Source organism: Comamonas sp. 17RB, assembly GCF_030056555.1.
GTDB classification, from domain to species: domain Bacteria; phylum Pseudomonadota; class Gammaproteobacteria; order Burkholderiales; family Burkholderiaceae_C; genus Comamonas; species Comamonas terrigena.
Genome location: NZ_JASHHY010000002.1, coordinates 107373 through 126333, shown reverse-complemented (window position 1 = coordinate 126333; position 18961 = coordinate 107373). Strand labels below are relative to the sequence as shown.

The 18961-nt window shown below is 65.1% G+C and carries 12 protein-coding genes; 2 read left to right on the top strand and 10 right to left on the bottom strand.

What is annotated here, in order from left to right; translation table 11 throughout:
• Nucleotides 1-79: 79 nt before the first annotated feature.
• From pgaD to tsaE, 6 genes are all read right to left on the bottom strand, one after another.
• Entirely contained in the window at nt 80-607 is a 528-nt protein-coding gene (gene pgaD / locus QM470_RS03835) for a poly-beta-1,6-N-acetyl-D-glucosamine biosynthesis protein PgaD (RefSeq protein ID WP_280013090.1), read from the bottom strand.
• Nucleotides 604-1950: a poly-beta-1,6-N-acetyl-D-glucosamine synthase gene (gene pgaC / locus QM470_RS03830; RefSeq protein WP_283338273.1), complete on the bottom strand. Its 1347-nt coding sequence runs from the start codon at nt 1948-1950 to the stop codon at nt 604-606. Before pgaC ends, pgaD begins: the two co-directional genes overlap by 4 nt.
• Nucleotides 1947-3989 (bottom strand): poly-beta-1,6-N-acetyl-D-glucosamine N-deacetylase PgaB, encoded by a 2043-nt coding sequence (gene pgaB / locus QM470_RS03825; protein WP_283338272.1) that lies wholly within the window; start codon nt 3987-3989, stop codon nt 1947-1949. Before pgaB ends, pgaC begins: the two co-directional genes overlap by 4 nt.
• A gap of 8 nt (nt 3990-3997) precedes the next feature.
• Nucleotides 3998-6310, bottom strand: coding sequence for a poly-beta-1,6 N-acetyl-D-glucosamine export porin PgaA (gene pgaA / locus QM470_RS03820; protein WP_283338271.1), 2313 nt, complete (start codon nt 6308-6310; stop codon nt 3998-4000).
• 697 nt (nt 6311-7007) lie between these two features.
• Complete coding sequence (locus QM470_RS03815; RefSeq protein ID WP_283338270.1) at nt 7008-8489, bottom strand: N-acetylmuramoyl-L-alanine amidase; 1482 nt, start codon at nt 8487-8489, stop codon at nt 7008-7010.
• A complete protein-coding gene (gene tsaE / locus QM470_RS03810) occupies nt 8486-9001 on the bottom strand; it encodes a tRNA (adenosine(37)-N6)-threonylcarbamoyltransferase complex ATPase subunit type 1 TsaE (protein WP_502846799.1) in 516 nt (171 codons plus the stop codon). The genes QM470_RS03815 and tsaE overlap by 4 nt, the downstream gene beginning before the upstream one ends.
• Between tsaE and queG the strand changes: the two genes are divergently transcribed.
• Entirely contained in the window at nt 8984-10072 is a 1089-nt protein-coding gene (queG, locus tag QM470_RS03805; RefSeq protein WP_283338268.1) for a tRNA epoxyqueuosine(34) reductase QueG, read from the top strand. The genes tsaE and queG overlap by 18 nt on opposite strands.
• Nucleotides 10073-10076: 4 nt before the next feature.
• Here queG and QM470_RS03800 read toward each other — a convergent pair whose 3' ends face one another.
• Nucleotides 10077-10982, bottom strand: coding sequence for an AEC family transporter (locus QM470_RS03800; protein ID WP_066537324.1), 906 nt, complete (start codon nt 10980-10982; stop codon nt 10077-10079).
• Nucleotides 10983-11280: 298 nt separating this feature from the next.
• On the opposite strand from QM470_RS03800, the gene QM470_RS03795 reads away from it, so the two are divergent.
• Nucleotides 11281-12249 carry a tripartite tricarboxylate transporter substrate binding protein BugE gene (locus tag QM470_RS03795; RefSeq protein ID WP_066536388.1) on the top strand — a complete coding sequence of 323 codons (969 nt, stop codon included), beginning with the start codon at nt 11281-11283 and terminating at the stop codon, nt 12247-12249.
• Nucleotides 12250-12423: 174 nt separating this feature from the next.
• Here the strand turns inward: QM470_RS03795 and rpoD are convergent, their stop codons facing one another.
• The 3 genes from rpoD to QM470_RS03780 form a co-directional block, all read right to left on the bottom strand.
• On the bottom strand, nt 12424-14883 hold the full coding sequence (rpoD, locus tag QM470_RS03790) for an RNA polymerase sigma factor RpoD (RefSeq protein ID WP_280013082.1): 2460 nt from the start codon (nt 14881-14883) through the stop codon (nt 12424-12426).
• Nucleotides 14884-15441: 558 nt separating this feature from the next.
• Nucleotides 15442-17541 carry a DNA primase gene (gene dnaG, locus QM470_RS03785; protein ID WP_283338267.1) on the bottom strand — a complete coding sequence of 700 codons (2100 nt, stop codon included), beginning with the start codon at nt 17539-17541 and terminating at the stop codon, nt 15442-15444.
• Nucleotides 17542-18375: 834 nt separating this feature from the next.
• On the bottom strand, nt 18376-18906 hold the full coding sequence (locus QM470_RS03780) for a Fur family transcriptional regulator (protein ID WP_283338266.1): 531 nt from the start codon (nt 18904-18906) through the stop codon (nt 18376-18378).
• Nucleotides 18907-18961: the final 55 nt, after the last annotated feature.

Here is an 18961-nt window from a genome sequence, read left to right as displayed (position 1 = left end):
CCGGGTTGCATCCGCGTGTCAGACACCCGTTGGGGATCCATGTAGGACGCAAGGAGGGCTACGCTTTGTCGCTGTTGTTTCATGCCTGGCCCGGGCCGGGCGGCGCCGTGTGCAGCCGCGGGGCTGCACGCGCGTGGTCTATGGACATGATCGAGCCGTCAAAGGCATGGTGGATCACCGATACCGGCTGGGTGCGCAGGCTGTCGAGGGCTGCCTGGTCGATGCCGTAGCTGCGGGTCAGGCGTGCATCGTCCAGGGCATTGGCGGAACTGCGGCGGGTCTTGCCGTGGAAACGGCTCCAGTTGTACAGCGCCCAGACCAGCAGAAACAGGCCCTGCAGCACCATGGCCAGAGCGTAGATGATCAAGGTATCCACGGACGGCATGACGCGGGAGAAGAACGGCATGTCCACGCCCTGCATCTGGTTGCTGCCCACGGCCATGATGCCCCGGACCAGCAGGTAGAGAAAGGCGCACCAGGCCAGCAGGGTCACGATCCAGTCCACGGCGTGCCGGAACGCGGAGCGCTGGGTACGGATCACCATCGTGGAGGCGTCGATGGCAAGCGGCAGCGGCTTGGCTGCCGGGGTGGTGGAGGAGGCCATCATGGTGTCTCCAGTTGTTGGATGCCCCGGTCCGGACTGACCCAGCGCGCGCGCTGGGGCTGGCGGCGCAGCATGACCTTGGGAAAGCTCACCAGGCTGGTGAACAGATTGGTCATCCAGAACACCAGCGGGTACCAGATCACCCAGAACAGGGTGCCGACCAGGCCTTTCTCATAGCGCCGGTCGATGTAGATGCTGACCGCAAACTGCAGCAGACAGGTGGCCCCCAGCACCAGGCCGGTGAACGCTGGCGGGAACAGGGTTTCCACATGGATATGGGTCGGCAGTGGCATGACCTTGCCCAGCAGGAACAGCAGGATCGACAGCACAAAGGCGTAGGCCCACAGGGTGGAGACCAGAAACTCCACCAGCAGCGGCCACATGCGGCGGTTGCGCCAGCGCAGCAGGCTGCCGAAGTTCTTCAGAAAGATCTCGGCGCCGCCCTGGGCCCAGCGCAGGCGCTGCTTCCACAGGCCGCGCAGGGTTTCGGGCATCAGAATCCAGCCCAGTGCGCGGGGCTCGTAGAAGATGGACCAGTGGTCGCGTTGCAGCTTCCAGCTGATGTCGATGTCCTCGGTCACCATGTCCAGGCTCCAGTAGCCCACGCGGTCCAGCGCCTGGCGGCGGAAGGCCGCAATCACGCCCGAGACGGTGAACACCTGGCCGTACACCCGCTGGGTGCGCTTGATCAGGCCGATGATGGACGAGAACTCGCCCACCTGGACAATGCCCACCAGCGTGGAGCGCGTGCGCACCCGGGGGTTGCCGGTCACGGCGCCGACGCGCGGGTTGTCCAGCATGGGCCGTACCAGGAAGGACACGGCATCGGGGTCCAGAATGGCGTCGCCATCGATGCAGACCAGGTACTCGCTGTTGGACGCCAGTGCGCCCATCCGCAGCGCCATGGCCTTGCCCTGGTTTTCGGCCAGGTGCACCACGCGCAGACGGGGGTGGGCGGCGGCCATGCGCTCCAGCAGGAAGGCCGTGCCGTCGGAGGAGCCATCGTTGACGGCAATCACCTCCACATTCGCGTAGCGCTGCTGCAGCGCAGCCAGCAGGGTCTCCTCGGCGTTCTTTTCTTCGTTGAAGCAGGGAATGATGATGGCCACCTGGGGTGAGCCGGGCAGGGGGGGCACCTCGCGGTCTTCCAGGCGGTCGCCCCATTTCCATGCGCGCTCCAGGTGCAGATAGAAATACAGGCCCCCCGCCATCCACAGCGCCGACATCAGCAGCGGGTAGAAGAAGACAAAGTCCAGGACCAGGTCGCCCGTGACAGCCACGGCGACCACGAATGGCATGGCGATGACACACACCATGAGCACAAAGGCAAAGATTCGGTGTTTCATGGGTAGGGATACCAGGTAATGGACATGTGGGGACGGATGTCCTTCAGCGCGGGATGGTCCTGGGTGAAGTCATCCGGGTAATAGCCGTAGTGCTGCACGCCACGCAGTTGCAGCCGGCGCATCCAGGTGGCAATCACCTGGGAGTCGATCAGCTGAGCGGTGGAAGACGCGTGCGCGCCGGGTTGGCGCCAGTCGCGCGTCTGCAGCTCGAAAATGGTTTTCTGCAGCGCGCCCGGGCGTTGGGCCATGTGGTCCACCAGCTGGTCCAGCCAGCGGTTGGCGTCCTGTCGGGGCACCGATTCCATGTAGGGCATGGCCATCGGTGCGGTCCAGTCATAGGCGTTCAGGAAGTCGTCGGGGTTCTGCGCGAACCACTGCTCAGCCTTGGGGTCCAGGATCGGGGCCGCAAAAATGTTGCGGGCGGTCTTGATTTCCGGGCCGCGGATCCTGCGCACCTTGTCCGTCAGCTCCTGCGTGAACTGCACCAGGGCCTGGGATTTGAAGCGCGTCCAGCGCTGCATCAGTGCCGGATCCGCGCGCATGGCACGGATGTCCCGGGGCAGCCCGGCACGCTCGTAGGCCGCCAGGGCATCGGGGCTGGCATCCTCAAAATCGGACAGCAGGGCATCATCGTGGTAGAGCACGCCGGCAAACGATGCATGGCGGGCCAGGTCCTCGTACAGCCTGCCGATGGCTTCGCGGTTGCGGGCATTGAAAGGGCTCAGGCGCTGGTACTGCCCGGGATCGACCGCCATCTGGCCATCGGCCGGGTTCCAGCGGCTGACGCGCGGGTAGCTGTCGTCCAGCGCCAGGCTCAGCACCGGCATCCAGGCATAGACGCGCACACCGCCGCGGCTGGCCAGCTGCCAGGCCACGCGGTTGAAGAGGTCGGCCCGCACGGGCAGCACCGTGTTGGGGAAGTAGACCTCCCGGACCAGACCGTCGCCATCGGGATCGGAAAACGCCTGCAGGAAGACGGTGTTGATCTTCATGTCCGCAATGCGCTGCACCAGCAGGTCCAGGTTCTTGGCCTGCTGCGCCGGATCGGCGTCGTACAGGTAGTCCAGATCGATGTGCGCGACCCGCAGATTGGGGGAAGGAGCCTCGTCCACCATCAGTGCCGCAATCGACTCGATGTTGTCGCGCCCCGTCATCAGCAGGCGCGGCACGTTGTCGGGTTTCTGCACATCGGCCAGACCCACTTCCAGGGTCAGGAACAGCTCGTAGCCTTCTTCGCGGATGACCTGCAGCGCTTCGCCGCTGGCGCGGCCGTAGGGCCAGACCCAGACCCGGGGCTTGCGGCCCGTGGTTTCGATGATGGTGCGCGTGACGGCCCGCACATCGTCGCGCACCCGCTGCTGGAATTCCTGCGAGGTCTCGTAGCGCTGCTGGTCCGGCAGGTACTGGTGGTTGGCCATGTGCGGCATCAGATTGCCCTGGGGGTTGCCCTGGCTGCCCTTGTGGGAGGCGAAGGTATGGGCGCCGATTTCCACCAGTGGCGACTTGGCCACCTGGCCCAGCTCCTGCGCGTTCAGGAACATCTCACGGGGGGCAGGCTCATCGCCAAAGATCACGGGCTGGGAGGCCGGGGTCAGCATCCAGCTGCCCACCGGCGCCAGCACCGCCGGCCACTGAAAGCTGCGCAGCAAGGGGATCACCCGGGTGTAGAAGTCCTTGTAGCCATCGTCGAACGTCAGCAGCACGGCCTTGGGCGGAAGCTCCGGACCGCCTTTCTGGGCGGCCAGGATCTGGTCCACCGACACGGCCTGGTAGCCGTTCATGCGCAGCCATTGCAGCTGCGCCACCAATTGGTCCGTGCGCACGGCAATGAAGGACTGGTCGGCCACGCCGTCCTGGATGGCGTGGTAGGCCAGGGTCAGATAGTGGTTGCGGGGCCAGGCCTTGTCATGGCTGGCGACAGTACGTTCGGCGGGCGGGGTGAACACCGGAATGTCTTTGGCACAGCCCGCCCCGAGCAGTGCGGTGGCGGACAGCAGCAAGGCCAGCAGGCGGCGGAAGGAGCGGGTGGGTGTGTTCATGGCTTGCTTCAGAATCGGTAAGTCAGATCAAACACAAGACGCCATTCGCGCTCATGCACCCCGTCATAGGGGCGGCGCAGTGCGGACAGCGTGGCCCCCATCTCCAGCACATCGTTGTGCTTGTAGCGCTGCCCATAGCTGATGAATTGCGCGGCACCCGTGCCATAGCCCTGCTGGTGCACACCGCCCAGGCCGATGCTGGCTTTCTGGGTCCATTGCGTTTCATAGCGCTGGTAGATCGTGTGGTTCCACTGCAGCGAAGGCATCAGCCCCACTTCGCGGCGTGGGCTGTAGTACGGCACATCGGTGCGCGAGTTGCGCGCCGCGTAGCCTTCGATCCCCAGGTCCAGGAACCAGGTGGTGCGGGTCAGCAGGCGTTCCTTGCCGGTGACCAGCAGCTCGGTGCGGTGGTTGCCATCGCTGAAGCGCGACGGGGTGATGCCGACGCTCCACTCCCGCAGCTCGCTTTGGCGCCAGCGCAGGCCCAGTTCCACGCTGTTGCTGGTGATGCCGTTGTGCAGGGCGCGCAGCGGCGTGGCGCGGGAGCGCCAGTTGGCCGCAGCGCTCAGCTGCCAGTGGTCGTCGATGTCATAGGCTGCCGCCACGCGTGCCCCGGTCTTGGAGCCCTGGCCGAAGCTGCTGCCGGAGACTTCGGCTTCGGCCCACCAGTCGCGGCTGCGCCACTCCAGGCCGACACGGCCGAAGTTCTGTTGCCCCTTGCCTTCGGGGAAGGTGCCGGTGCGGTGTCCCGCCCCCGCAAACAGGCGCCAGTTGTAGTTCAGCGGCGGGGTGTAGACCGTGGTCTCCAGCCCGAAGTCGCGGCTGCCGAACACGGGGTTGCCGTCATCGTTGTTGCCGCCCCTGCTCAGCCCCTTGTAGCCGGAGATCTGCAGCTCCGCCATGTTGTGGACTTCCCAGGCGCGGGCCAGGCGCTTGGCGGCGGGGGCTTCCGGAAAGCGGCCGATGGTGTCGGCGCTCAGCAGCTCGGCCTGGCGCCATTCCTGCAGCACCAGCGCCGTCTGGCCCTGGTGGGTCTCCACATTCAGGTCGCGCGGCTCGTAGCCTTCGGCAATCTTCAGCTCCTGCTCGGCCAGGCGCGGCCAGCCCCGCATGCGGTAGGCCCAGGCCAGGTCGGTGCGCAGGCTGTTGTTCCAGGGGGCGGCATCCACCAGCTCCTTGAGCCGGGCCTGCCCGCCCGCCAGGTCATTGGCATACAGGTCCACCATGATGGCGGTGTGCTGCACCTCCAGATAGGACTCGTTGGGCACATTGGATTTTTCGCCTTCCACATAGCGCCACTTGGCATAGTCCTGCTGCATGGCGCGCACATGCTGCTGTGCTTCGGCCAGGCGGTCCTGGTCGGTATAGGCGTACAGCAGCCCCTGGTCCTGGGCCAGACGTGCCTGGTCGTCGTTGCGCATATAGCCGGATGCCGCCAGTTTCCGGTAGATCGCTTCGGCCTGTTCGGGCTGGCGCAGGTAGAGATAGGCCGATGCCACATCACCCAAGGCAAAGACCGGGATGTCCACGCCTGCGGCCTGCAGGTCTTCGTATTCCCGCACCAGCTCGGACATGTAGGCGCGTGAATGCAGTGCCTGCAGCCGGTCGATGCGTGCCTGCTGGATCAGGGGGGCCGTTTCCGGGCCCTGTGCCGTCCATTGCGCCAGCAGCGCGTCGTAGCGTGCCAGGGCCTGGTCGGCCACCATGAAGCGCTCGGCTTCGCTGCGGGCGGTAACGCGGGAAAAACGCACCCACTCGGCCGCTTCATCGGCCTGCAGGGTACGGAACTGGGCGGGGGTAAGCAGGCCGGGCTGGCGCGCGACCAGTTCCAGTGCCTGGTGGGCCATGCCCGCCCGCTGCAGCGCAAAAATGTATTCACGCAGCACATAGCTCTGGCCGGGGGCGATCTGCTGCGCCCGGTCGACATATTCCAGGGCCGCAAAGCTGCCGTTTTGTCGCAGCTGCGTATAGGCCTTGATCAGCAAGGCGTCCGCACTGTCAGGGGCCTGGCGCAGCACGCCATCGGCCAGGGCACTGGCCTGCGCCTGCTGGCCGCTGTCGGCCAGCACATAGATCTCGCCGTACTGGAAGGCCGTGTCCCGGGGGTATTGCGCACGACCCTGGCGGTAGTACACCAGCGCTTCGCCCCACTGCTGGGCGTCCCGTTTTTGCTGCGCCAGCTGCAGCAACTGGTCCCGGGCAGCCGGGGCGGAGGGCGTTTGTGCCAGTGCGGCGCTGCCCAGGCAGGTCACCAGCACGGCGACAGAAATGGCCCGGGGCACTCGCTGCAGGAAAGGGCTGGATGCAGAGCGTATGTGCATGGGAAATGGCCTCTCTCGTATGGGCAATGCTGCGCTAAGAATTGAAAATTTCTATGTAAGTGGATGCTTGCATTTGATTCATGTATTCAAGCACTTTTCCTTTCAAAACCGATGCGACTTTGGAGTGGGAATGACGTTTATTTGAGGTTTCCTAGGGTTTGTATGGGGGAGTGTCGCTGGCGGCGAGACCGCTGTGCTGCAGTGGCTGTCTGCATATGAAAGTGTGCGCATGCACTGGTGCTATGCATTGCAGTCTATAAATCTATGCCTCGGTGGTTCCTCCCTGGCGGTCCGCGGCCCTGACTGAATGGGGTGCTGAAATTCGTGTTAATGATTGGAATTTACGAATCGATAGCTGATTTTTATGCTTTGGTGTGCCGCCGCGTTTCGGAGCTGTCCTACCCTTTTGTAGGTGGTGAGCGTGGATTCAAACCGGGATGTTTTTCAGACCGAGGGCATTGCGCACTGCTGCAGCGGGGAGGCTGGCCGGGCAGGTCTGCGCCCGGGAACGCGTTGCCGGCCTGTTGCATGCCGGTGGCGTGCAACGTGAACACCCGTGAGGCTGTGTAACCTGGGGTGTGGCGCCGGCCGTGGTGGCGGCCGCTGCGCGGAGGCAAAAAGGGCAGAGGCTGGAATGGCCCATAAAAAAGGCCCATCCGGGGGATGGGCCTGGTCTGGGCGCGGGGGCCGTCGGTTTTTACACCGTGCGGCTGCGGGCCAGCGGCGGGTTCTTGGCGAAGTAGAGCTTGATGCCGCGCATCAGCGCGTCGGCCAGCTGGGTCTGGTAGGCCGCACTGCGCAGCTTGGCCTCTTCTTCCGGGTTGCTGATGAAGGCGGTTTCCACCAGCACGCTGGGAATGTCGGGGGCCTTGAGCACGGCAAAGCCGGCCTGCTCCACACGGGGCTTGTGCAGCTTGGCCATGTCGCCAATCTGGCCCAGCAGGTGGGAGCCGAGCTTGAGGCTGTCGTTGATCTGGGCCGTGGTGCTCATGTCCAGCAGCATCTGCTGCACATTGCGATCCTGGCTTTTGACGTTCAGTCCGCCCACCAGGTCGGCCTGGTTTTCCTTGTTGGCCAGCCAGCGTGCGGCCGTACTGGAGGCGCCTTTCTGGCTCAGGGCGAACACGCTGGCGCCTTTGGCGGCAGGCGTGGTGAAGGCATCGGCATGGATGCTGATGAACAGATCGGCCTGCACGCGCCGGGCTTTTTCCACCCGGGTGCCCAGGGGCACGAAGAAGTCGGCGTCGCGCGTCAAGAAGGCGCGCATGGGGCTGCCGCCCACGCTGCTGGCATTGATGCGGTCCCGCAGCAGATGGGCAATGCGCAGCACCACATCCTTCTCCCGCGTGCCGCCAGGGCCGATGGCGCCAGGGTCCTCGCCCCCATGGCCGGGGTCCAGGGCCACGATGATGATGCGGTCGGTGCGCTGGGCCGTGGCCACCGTGGGGCCGACCGGACGCTTGGACGGTGCCGGTTCGGGCGGCGGTGTGACTGGGGCCGTGGGTGCCGTGGCCACCACCGAAGGAGGGGGGGCAGGTGCCGGGGCCGGTGCAGGTTTGGCCGGCACGCCGGGCGCCGGCTTGTTGCCATGCTGGGCGATCAGGTCGCCCAGCGGGTCGGCTTCGGGCGGCACGCCGCTGCCCATGGCGGGCTGGTGGGACTGTGCGGTCTGCGGGCCGGCGTCGCGCAGGCGCTCGCTGATCAGCGCTTCCATCGGATCCACTGCCTTGGCCGGGTAGAGGTCGAACACCAGCCGGTGCTGGTAGGCAGCCACCGGCTGCAGGGTGAAGACCTGGGGCACGGCTTCCTGCTTGAGGTCGATGACCAGACGCACCACATTGGGCGCGTTCTGGCCCACACGGATGGCCTTGATGTTCGGGTCGTCGGGGCGGACCTTGGCCACCAGGTCCTTGAGGGCCGGGTTCAGGTCGATGCCTTCGATGTCCACCGCCAGCCGGGGCGGCGAGGCCACGAAGAACTGCTTGGCCACCAGCGGCGTGTCGGATTCCAGCGTCACGCGGGAATACTCCGGCGCAGGCCAGACGCGCACCGCCACGATGGTGGCGCCACGGGCGATCTGCTGGCTGCCGAGCAGCAGCACCAGCGAGCCGGCCTGCAGCAGATGGCGGCGGGTCAGCGGGGAAGAAGGGGCGGGACGGTTAGTGGTGTCGTCACTCATGCGGGCCATTGCTGCAGCATCTGGGCGCCAGCCTGCGTATGGGCATGCAAGCTCACGCGGCGCTGCGTGTCATCAATTGCTTCGATATGGATAGCTATGTCCGCAGGAGGCGTGAGCGCTGCGGCCTTTTCCGGCCATTCTGCCAGTTTCAGGCCGTCACTGGCAAAGATGTCCCGAAAACCGGCATCTTCCCATTCGCGCGGATCGTCAAAGCGATAGAAATCAAAGTGCCACACCGGCATGGCAGCGCATTCATGCGGTTCCACCACGGCATAGGTAGGGCTTTTGATGCGACCGTTCACCCCCAGGGTGCGCAGCAGATGGCGCACAAAGGTGGTCTTGCCGGCGCCCAGGTCGCCATGCAAGGTGATGTAGGCATTGCGCAGCTGGGGCAGTGCGGCCAGCTGGCGGGCAAAGGCGGCGGTGTCGTCCTCGCTGTGCCAAATAAGCTGGCGCGAGGCAAGGGAGAGCGTCATTTCTAAAATAGCGGGGTTATGGTCTGCAGCAGTCAACTCGTTCCTCACATACAAGACTGGGCTCGCGAGTTGGGATTTTCCCAAATTGGCGTGGCCGGTGTCGATTTGTCCTCTGCAGAGCCTGGGCTGCTGCAGTGGCTGGCCGCCGGTTGCCATGGCGAGATGCACTATATGGAAAGCCACGGCCTCAAGCGTGCCCGCCCGGCCGAACTGGTGCCGGGCACGCTGAGCGTGATCACCGCCCGCATGGATTATCTGCCCCAGACCACGCCCGCAGGTTGGCAGGCCGTGGAGTTCGAGCGCCTGCAGCGCCCGCAGGAGGGCATTGTTTCGGTCTACGCCCGGGGGCGGGACTACCACAAGGTGCTGCGTGCACGGCTACAGAAACTGTCCGACCGCATCGCCCAGGAGATCGGCCCCTTCGGCCACCGCGTGTTCACCGACTCCGCGCCGGTGCTGGAGGCCGAGCTGGCCCAGCGCAGCGGCCAGGGCTGGCGCGGCAAGCACACGCTGGTGCTCAGTCGGGAGGCCGGCTCCATGTTCTTTCTGGGCGAAATCCTGGTGGACATGGCGCTGGAGCCGACCGCGCCGGTCAGCGGCCACTGCGGCAGCTGCAGCGCCTGCATGCAGGCCTGCCCCACCGGAGCCATCGTGGCGCCGCACCAGGTGGATGCGCGCCGCTGCATTTCCTACCTGACCATCGAGCACGACGGCCCCATCCCGCTGGAACTGCGGCCGCTGCTGGCCAACCGCATTTACGGCTGCGATGACTGCCAGCTGGCCTGCCCGTGGAACAAGTTTGCCCAGCCCAGCCGTCTGGCGGACTTCGATGCGCGCGACGGTCTGGCCGGCAGCAGCCTGGTGCAGCTGTTCGCTTGGGACGAAGCGCAGTTTCTGCGCCGTACCGAAGGCAGTCCCATCCGCCGCATCGGCCACGCGCGCTGGCAGCGCAACATCGCCGTGGCCATGGGCAATGCGCTGCGCAGCCTGCCGGCCGGCGCCGAGCGCGATGCGGTGCAGTCCGCCCTGGCGGCCCAGGCCGCCCACCCCAGCGACCTGCTGCGGGAGCATGTGCAGTGGGCGCTGGCGCAGTGCGCCCAGGCGTAGAGCGCTAAGGCACCAACGACAGCGCAAACGGCAGGCTGGCCACGCCCAGCACGGTGGACAGCGTCACCAGACCCGCCACATACGGCCCGTTGTAGCCCATGCGCGCCGCCAGCACATAGCAGGTGCTGGCCGTGGGCATGGCCGAGAACAGCAGCAGGATCAGCGCCTGCGTGCCTTCCAGGCCCAGCAGGTGGATGGCGCCCAGCGCAATCAGCGGCTGGATGAAGTGGCGTATGGCCAGCACCCCCACGCTCAGGCGCTTGGCGTGGGTCAGCAGACCCAGCTGCATGCCGGCACCGGCGGACATCAGTCCCAGTGCAATGGAGGCGGCGCCAATGCGGCTGACCGGTGGCTCCAGCCAGCTGGGCATGCGAAAGCCCAGCAGATTGGCCACCAGACCGCAGACCGTGGCCACGATCAGCGGGTTGCGCACCAGCTGACCCCAGAAGCTGTGTTCTCCCGCACGGGCCATGGGCCAGACGGCCGCGATGTTGAACATGGGAACGCAAAAACCGATCAGCACCGAGATATAGAGCAGCCCCTCGGGCCCGGCCAGCCGGTCGGCCAGCGCCAGGCCGATGAAGGAATTGAAGCGGAACGCCACCTGGGCCGCGCTGGCGTGGTCGCGCAGGTTCACATGGCCTTTCAGGCCCGGCCACCAGGGCAGGCTGTAGGCCAGGGCCACACCCACCAGGCCGGACAGCACGCCGGCCGCAATTAGGTTGGAGGTGGCTGCCCAGTCCAGCGGGCTTTTGACGATGGAGTGAAACAGCAGCACCGGAAACAGCAGGTAGTACACCAGTGCTTCGGCACCTTGCCAGACGCTGCGGTTCAGCGGCGTGAACCGGCACAGCAGGTAGCCCAGCAGGATCAGGGAGAAATCGGGGAAGAGGAGCTGGGCGTAATTCACGGGCGCCAAGCATACGCCGGGATTGCTGGTCACCGCAGCAGGGGGGCGATGGCCCTGCCACGGAAGTGACAAGCGATGCCGCGCTGCGACGACAGCGCATGGCGGCCAGAGGGTCGAATCTGCGTGAAAACCCGGCATGCCTAGCGCAGAAACAGGGCCTGCGATGTCAGCTTTTGTCAGTGTTTGCGCTAGTCGGGGGTAAACACCTAGGTATTTGGCAGTTGCCAGTGGTCGGCTGGATAAAAGGGCGCTTTAGCATCGCCATTCCCCCTTGGAGACAGAATTGAGGAGTACTTTCATGGATCGTCGTTGCTGGATGGGTGTTGTGTTGGCGTTGGCCGGTTCGGCCGCCATGGCTGATGCATCGTTCCCCAACAAACCCATCAAGTTGCTGGTGCCGTTTGCGGCCGGCGGCACCACCGACATCATCGCGCGCGTGATTTCCGAGCCCCTGTCCAAGGAGCTGGGTCAGCCGGTGATAGTGGAAAACCGTGGCGGTGGCGGCGGCGTCATTGGCGCGCTGGAAACCTCGCGCCAGAAGGCCGATGGCTACAACCTGGGTATTGCCACCGTGTCCACCATGGCCACCAACCCGGCCATCAACCCCAAGAACCCCTATGACCCGCTGACGGCCTTCACCCCCATCGTCAACATTGCGGCCACGCCCAATGTGATCGCGGTGAACCCCAAGTTCGCCGGTGCGGCCAACTACAAGGCATTCGAAGCCGAGCTCAAGAAGAACCCCGGCAAGTATTCCTACGGTTCCTCGGGTACGGGCGGCATCCAGCACATGCTGATGGAGTTGTACAAGAGCCTGACCGGCATCGAAATGACCCACGTGCCCTACCGTGGCGCGGGTCCGGCCCTGAACGACGCCGTGGCCAACCAGATCCCGATGATTCTGGACAACCTGCCTTCGGCACTGCCCTTCATCAAGGACAAGCGCCTGGTGGCCATCGCCGTGGCAGCCCCCCAGCGCCTGAGCGTGCTGCCCGATGTGCCCACCTTCAAGGAAGTGGGTCTGGAGCCGGTGAACCGCATGGCCTTCTACGGCCTGATCGGCCCCAAGGGCATGCCCAAGGAAGTGGTGGACAAGATCAATGCCGCCACCCGCAAGGCGCTGCAGGATCCTGCCATCCGCAAGCGCATCGAAGACACCGGCTCGGTCATCGTGGGCAACACGCCTGAGCAGTTCGCCAAAGAAACCAAGGACGAACTGACCATCTACAAGGAAGTGGTGGCCAAGCAGAAGCTGACGCTGGAATGAGCGCCACCTGAGCTGAAAAAAAAGCCGCGCATTGCGCGGCTTTTTTGTGTCCGGAGATTTTCTGCCGCAGGGCTGCCGGGGCATGCGGCAGGGCCCATGAAAAAAGCCTGCGCGGCGGTGGCCGGCAGGCTTTGGGGGGCCGCTCCCGCACCGTGTGCGGGAGGAGGCTGGCGCTTACAGCGAATCGATGAAGCTGCGCAGCTTGTCGCTGCGGCTGGGGTGCTTCAGCTTGCGCAGTGCCTTGGCTTCGATCTGGCGGATGCGCTCGCGCGTCACGTCGAACTGCTTGCCCACTTCTTCCAGCGTGTGGTCGGTGGACATTTCAATGCCGAAGCGCATGCGCAGCACCTTGGCTTCGCGGGGGGTCAGGCCATCGAGGATGTCCTTGACCACGTCGCGCAGGCCGGCCTGCATGGCGGCATCGATGGGGGCGGTGTTGTTGCCGTCCTCGATGAAGTCGCCCAGGTGGGAATCGTCGTCGTCGCCGATGGGTGTTTCCATCGAGATCGGCTCCTTGGCGATCTTCATGATCTTGCGGATCTTGTCCTCGGGGATCTCCATCTTGGCCGCCAGGATGGACGCATCGGGCTCGAAGCCAAACTCCTGCAAGTGCTGGCGCGAGATGCGGTTCATCTTGTTGATGGTTTCGATCATGTGCACCGGGATGCGGATCGTGCGGGCCTGGTCCGCGATGGAACGCGTGATGGCCTGGCGGATCCACCAGGTGGCATAGGTCGAGAACTTGTAGCCGCGGCGGTATTCGAACTTGTCCACCGCTTTCATCAGACCGATGTTGCCTTCCTGGATCAGATCCAGGAACTGCAGACCGCGGTTGGTGTACTTCTTGGCGATGGAGATCACCAGGCGCAGGTTGGCCTCGATCATTTCCTTCTTGGCATCGCGGCTGGAGCGTTCACCGTCGTTCATGCGCTTGTTGATGCGCTTGAGCTCTTCCAGCGGCACCACCACGCGGGCCTGCAGGTCGATCAGGTTCTGCTGCAACTCCTGCACGGGCGGGATGTTGCGGGCCATGACGTTGCTCCAGGGCTTGCCGGCAGCGGCTTGCTTGGTGACCCAGTCCAGGTTCAGCAGGTTGGGCGGGAAGTCCTTGATGAAGGTTTCCTGCGGCATGCGGCACTTGTCCACGATGATCTTGCGCAGCTCGCGTTCCTTCTTGCGCACGTCGTCCACCTGGGCACGCACCAGATCGCAGAGCTTCTCGATCGTCTTGGCCGTGAAGCGGATGGTCATCAGCTCCTCGGTGATCGTCTTCTGGATCTTCATGTACGTGGCCGAGCCGTAGCCCTCCTTGTCGTACACCTTGTGCATCTTCTCGAAGTGGCCGCGGATGCTGTCGAAGCGCGACAGGGCTTCGTTCTTCAGCTCTTCGAGCTTCTTGGTCAGCGCCTTGGAGCCGCCCTTGCCGTCGTCGTCGTCCTCTTCGTCGTATTCGTCGAAGTCTTCTTCGGCCACATAGTCGTCGTTTTCGTTGGCGTTCACGAAACCGTCGACCACGGTGGAGATCACGACCTTGCCTTCACGGATTTCCTCGGCCATGCCCAGGATTTCCGCAATGGTGGCGGGGGAAGCCGAGATGGCTTCCATCATGTCCATCAGACCGCCTTCGATGCGCTTGGCGATTTCGATTTCGCCTTCGCGCGTCAGCAGTTCCACCGTACCCATTTCACGCATGTACATGCGCACGGGGTCGGTGGTGCGGCCGAATTCCGAATCCACGGTGGACAGCGCCGCTTCGGCTTCTTCTTCCGCTTCTTCTTCGGTGGTGGCCGATTGTCCGGTGTTGTTCAGCAGCAGGGTTTCGGCGTCGGGCGTCTGCTCGTACACCGCCACACCCATGTCGTTCAACATGGAGATCACGACTTCCAGCGTTTCGGCATCGACCAGCTTGTCGGGCAAGTGGTCGGAGATTTCCGCGTTGGTCAGGTAGCCACGGGTCTTGCCCAGCTTGATCAGGGCCTTCAGGCGCTGGCGGCGGGTGTTCAGTTCGTCTTCGGTCAGGACGGTTTCGTCCAGGCCGAATTCCTTCATCAAGGCGCGTTCCTTCGCCTTGCTGATCTTCATGCGCAGGGGCTTGGCCTTCTCGGTGGTGGTCGTGGTCTCCACTTCCACTTCGGCTTCGGCCTCCACTTCGACATCGCCATCGATGTCGCCGTCGATGTCACCATCCAGATCGGCGTCGTCCATGTCATCCGACATGTCCTTGGGCTTGCCGCCCTTGGCGGCCGTCTCGGCCTTGGGCTTGCGGCCGCGCTTGGCGGGCGCCTTGTCGGTGTCGGCTGCAGCGGCCTTGGCCGTGGTGGTCTTCTTGGCCGCAGCCTTCTTGGCGGCAGCAGGCTTCTTGGCAGGGGCTTCGGCTTCGTCGCCGTCTACAGCTGCAGCTTTCTTGCTGACGCGTTTCTTGGAATCCGCTGCGAGCAGCGCGTCGGCCAGGGCTTTGAGTTCAGCTTGTGATTTGGTTGCCACTTGGGTGTCTTTCTTGGCTTCGGCCGCCTTGGACGAGGCGGGCTTTTTCACGGCAGCAGTCTTTTTGGCAGCTGCAGCCGTGGAAGAGGTCTTGGACTTCGCGGAAGCATCGGGGGCCTGCTGGGACTTCGCGGACTTTGAAACGGGCATGCATACCTCACGGTCAAAAGCGGACACACAAAGAAAACTCGCAAGCGCCTCGAAAACCGGCGCGCACAACACATGCCATGGACGCGCCAAGGCATGTGGGGAGCGGACGGGCTCCCGGGGCAAGATGGGTGGGCGAACATTTGGTGTGCAGTCCTTGCGGTGGAATTGGCCATGCACTTGCTGCAATCCGCGTGAGTTCTGTCACGGGGGCCGGGTCCGGAGGTGCTGCTGTCGCTCTTGCCGAATAGCCTTTAATTATACCTTCGGCAGAAAAAATCAAGAGGTTCGGCGTTATTTTTTCAAAAAAACCTTGTGGGTCAATAGCGGCTTGCTAAAGATGCTACGGTTTTTGATGAATTTGAGGGCTGGATGGCCGTTGATCCTGCCCGTACGGCAGCCAGGGGCATGGTGCACCAGGACCCTAGCAGCGCATTTGGAACGGCTGACCACAACCCTTGATTCATCATTGCTTCGCCTTGTCGTACGGCTGTACTGTCTGCGGCTTCACGCCTCGTCTCCACCGCAAACCTGTGGTTTGCTGGGTCGTGTTGGTCGCTCTTACTCGCCGGTCTGCGGTGCAGGCGCCGCCGCCAGCTGCTTGCGGCGTTCCTGCAGCGCGCGGTAACGGTGCACGGCCTGCGGGTCGGTGGCCACCTCGGCCAGGGCCTGGGCTTCCAGCGTCTTCAGGCGCTTGACCAGCATCAGATTGAGCACGCTGCGCAGCTCGCAGCGCAGCTCGGGCAGCTCGCCTTCGGGTTGGCCATGGGGGCCGTCCATCAAGGTGCGGGCCAGCTGGGCTTCGCCGCTGCTGCCCAGGCGGGACTGCAGCACCGCCCAGGACTGGGGACCATGCTCCTGGTACTGGCTCTCCACCCAGGCGAACAGCGGGCCGTGCGGGGCGGGCTGGCTGACCAGGGCATCCAGGTCTTCGTTGGCCAGCTCTTCCATGAACTCCATGTGCGACAGCAGCAGGCGTGCGGCCTGGTCCGGCCCCAGCGGCTGGGCGATGCGGGGCGGACGCGGGGCTTCGTTCCAGCCCGTGTTGCCGCCGCGGTCGCGTCCCCAGGGTTTCTTGCCCCAGCCGTTGCGGCCTTCGCCACGCGGGCCGTTGCCGTTGCGAAAGTTGCCCCGGTTGCCATAGCCATTGCCGGCCTGGCCAGGCGCGCCGCCGGTATAGCCCGTGTACGTGCTGCCACCGGCATCGCCCCAGCCGTCATGGGCGCTGTGGCCGTAGTCGGCGTCCGGCGGTGCCCATTCGCCCGGGGGCGGGGCGGACGCGGCCGGGAAGGCCTGGGAACCTGCTGCGGGCGCCGGGTGGGCCCCGGCGGCACCGCCACGCTGCCAGCGGTTTTCCTGGGCAGCGGCCTGCTCCCACAGCTCGGTCAGATCGCTGCTGGACAGCTGGGCCTTGCCCGCCATCTCGGCCAGCAGCTGGCGCTTCAGCGCGCCATCGGGCAGCAGATTCCACAGCGGCCGGGCCTGGCTGGCCATGCGTGCGCGGCCTTCGGCCTGGCCCAGATCGCAGCCTTCGCTGACGGCGTCCAGCAGAAAGCGCGACAGCGGCAGCGCATCGCCCACATGGCGGGCAAAGGCGTCCGGGCCGTGTTCGCGAATGAAGCTGTCGGGGTCGTGCTCGGCAGGCAGGAAGAGGAACTTCACGCTGCGCGTGTCGCTGGCATAGGGCAGAGCGCCTTCGAGCGCCTTGCGTGCAGCGCGGCGCCCGGCGGCGTCGCCGTCAAAGCTGAACACCACCGCGTCGGTGAAGCGGAACAGCTTGTGCACATGCTCGGGCGTGCAGGCCGTGCCCAGCGTGGCCACGGCATTCGGAAAGCCCAGCTGTGCCAGGGCCACCACGTCCATATAGCCTTCGGTGACCAGGGCATAGCCTTTTTCGCGCAGCGCGTTGCGGGCTTCGAACAGGCCGTAGAGCTCGCGTCCCTTGTGGAACAGCGGCGTCTCCGGCGAGTTCAGGTATTTGGGTTTCTCGTCCCCCAGCACGCGGCCGCCAAAGCCGATGCACTCGCCTTTGACATTGCGTATCGGGAACATGATGCGGTCGCGGAAGCGGTCGTAGCGCTTGTCATCGTCTTCGTTGACGATGACCAGGCCCGCTTCCTGCAGCTGCGGATCGTCGTACTGCGGGAACACGCCGGCCAGGTGGCGCCAGCCGGCCGGGGCATAGCCCAGGCCGTAGCGGCTGCAGATGGCGCCGGAGACGCCGCGCTTTTTCAGGTAGTCCACCGCATGGGCGGAATCCTTGAGCTGCTTGCGGTAGGAGTCGCCGGCGCGTTCGAGCACATCGGTCAGCGACGCCTGCTGGCGCTTTTGCGCGGCCTGGCGCTCGCGCTCGGCCGGGCTGATGTCGTCCTGCGGCACCTGCATGCCCACCTGCTGGGCCAGGTCCTGCACCGCTTCCACAAAGCCCATGCCGGTGTGCTCCATCAGGAAGCTGATGGCATTGCCGTTCTTGCCGCAGCCAAAGCAGTGGTAGAACTGCTTGGAGGGGCTGACGCTGAACGAGGGCGACTTTTCCCCATGGAAAGGGCACAGCCCCATGAAGTTGGCGCCGCCTTTTTTCAGCGGCACATAGCGGCCGACCACGTCAACCACATCGACGCGGGCAAGCAACTCCTGGAGGAAAGACTGGGGGATGGACACCGGCCGTATTGTGCGCCATGGCGCCTACCCGGTGCAGCCGCAGCGGTATCGGAAGTGCTGCCAGCGGCCCGCGTTCGCCGGGACGTACCGGGCCTGCTGTGCACCGCTGCGGCAGGGGGCACCCAGGCTGGCGCCGCTTGGGGACATGCCGTCAGGGGCGGTGGCTGTGGCGTGCCGGAAACACCTCGGATGCCCATCAGCCGCCAGGGTCTGGAGGGTCGGCCTGCGGCTGGCCGGGCGTTGCGCCATAAAAAAGGCCCGCATCGGTGGATGCGGGCCAGTCTCCTCCGCCCTGGTACATGCCAGGGCGTTTCCTCATTGATGCACAGGATGCAAAGGACGGTGCCGACTGCCCTTGCGGGCGGGGTCTGCACAACCCATGGCGGCATTGTAGGGAGGAAAACGCACAAATCGCTATTTGTGTAATTTATGTCTTATATAAGACGTAAGTTTGTGCAATCCCTGGAATGGTGCTAGCAGGGCTTTGGATGCTGCTAACTGGTTGATTCATTGGGGTGGGTTGCAGTTTGGAAGGAGCGGCTGCCTCTGTGGTGTGATCCGGAATGTGCACAAAAATAGACTGCTGCATGGGGGCAATGTGTATGCGTTCGGCATCATTTTGTGCAGAAATTGCATGGCCGCATGCCGGCCGCAGAGGGGCATGCCCGCACGGCGACCCGGCCACCACAGCGCAGGGGGCCGGGCCAGCGCCAGGCCGTGGCGGCGGCACAGGCGTGCCATGCCACCAGCGGAGCGGCAGCGCCGGGCGGGTGGGCAAGCCGGTGGGGCGGAGCGGGAACGCACAGGCGCGCGGAGCGCGGGCCTGCGGGACGATCAGGCCGCGCTGGCGGCAGCGTCTGGTGCAGCTGCGGTGCGGCGCACGCGCACCACCATGTCGATGGCGGCCACCTCCAGGCCCGGGGCCAGGGGCGGCAGCGCATCCCAGCGGATGCAGTCGGGCGGCAGGTCCAGCACCTCGCCGCTGTCTTCGATCAGCAGGTGGGGGTGGACTTCGGTGCTGGAGTCATAGACCGTGTGTTCCAGCCCCAGCGGCAGGGCGCGCAGCAGGCCGCGCTCGGCAAACAGCGGCAGGCTGGCGTAGACCGTGGCGCGCGACAGGCTGGGGTAGTGCTGGCGCGCCGCCTGCAGGACCTGCTCGGCATGCATGTGCACCGGCGCACCCAGCAGCACCCGGGCCATGGCCAGGCGCTGGCGGGTGGGCTGCAGCCCTGCCTGGCGCAGGCGCTCTGCCAGCTGTGCGTCCTGTGCCTGCTGCGGGACCTGCGCGGCCAGCGCCCGCGGACGGCGCGCGCGCGCGGGGGCAAGGCGGGTGGCAGCAGTGGTGGCGGTGGTGCGCGGGGGCATGGCGGGTCGCAGTCGGGCAATCAAGGTCAGGGTCGCTATTGTGATGAAAAAAAGC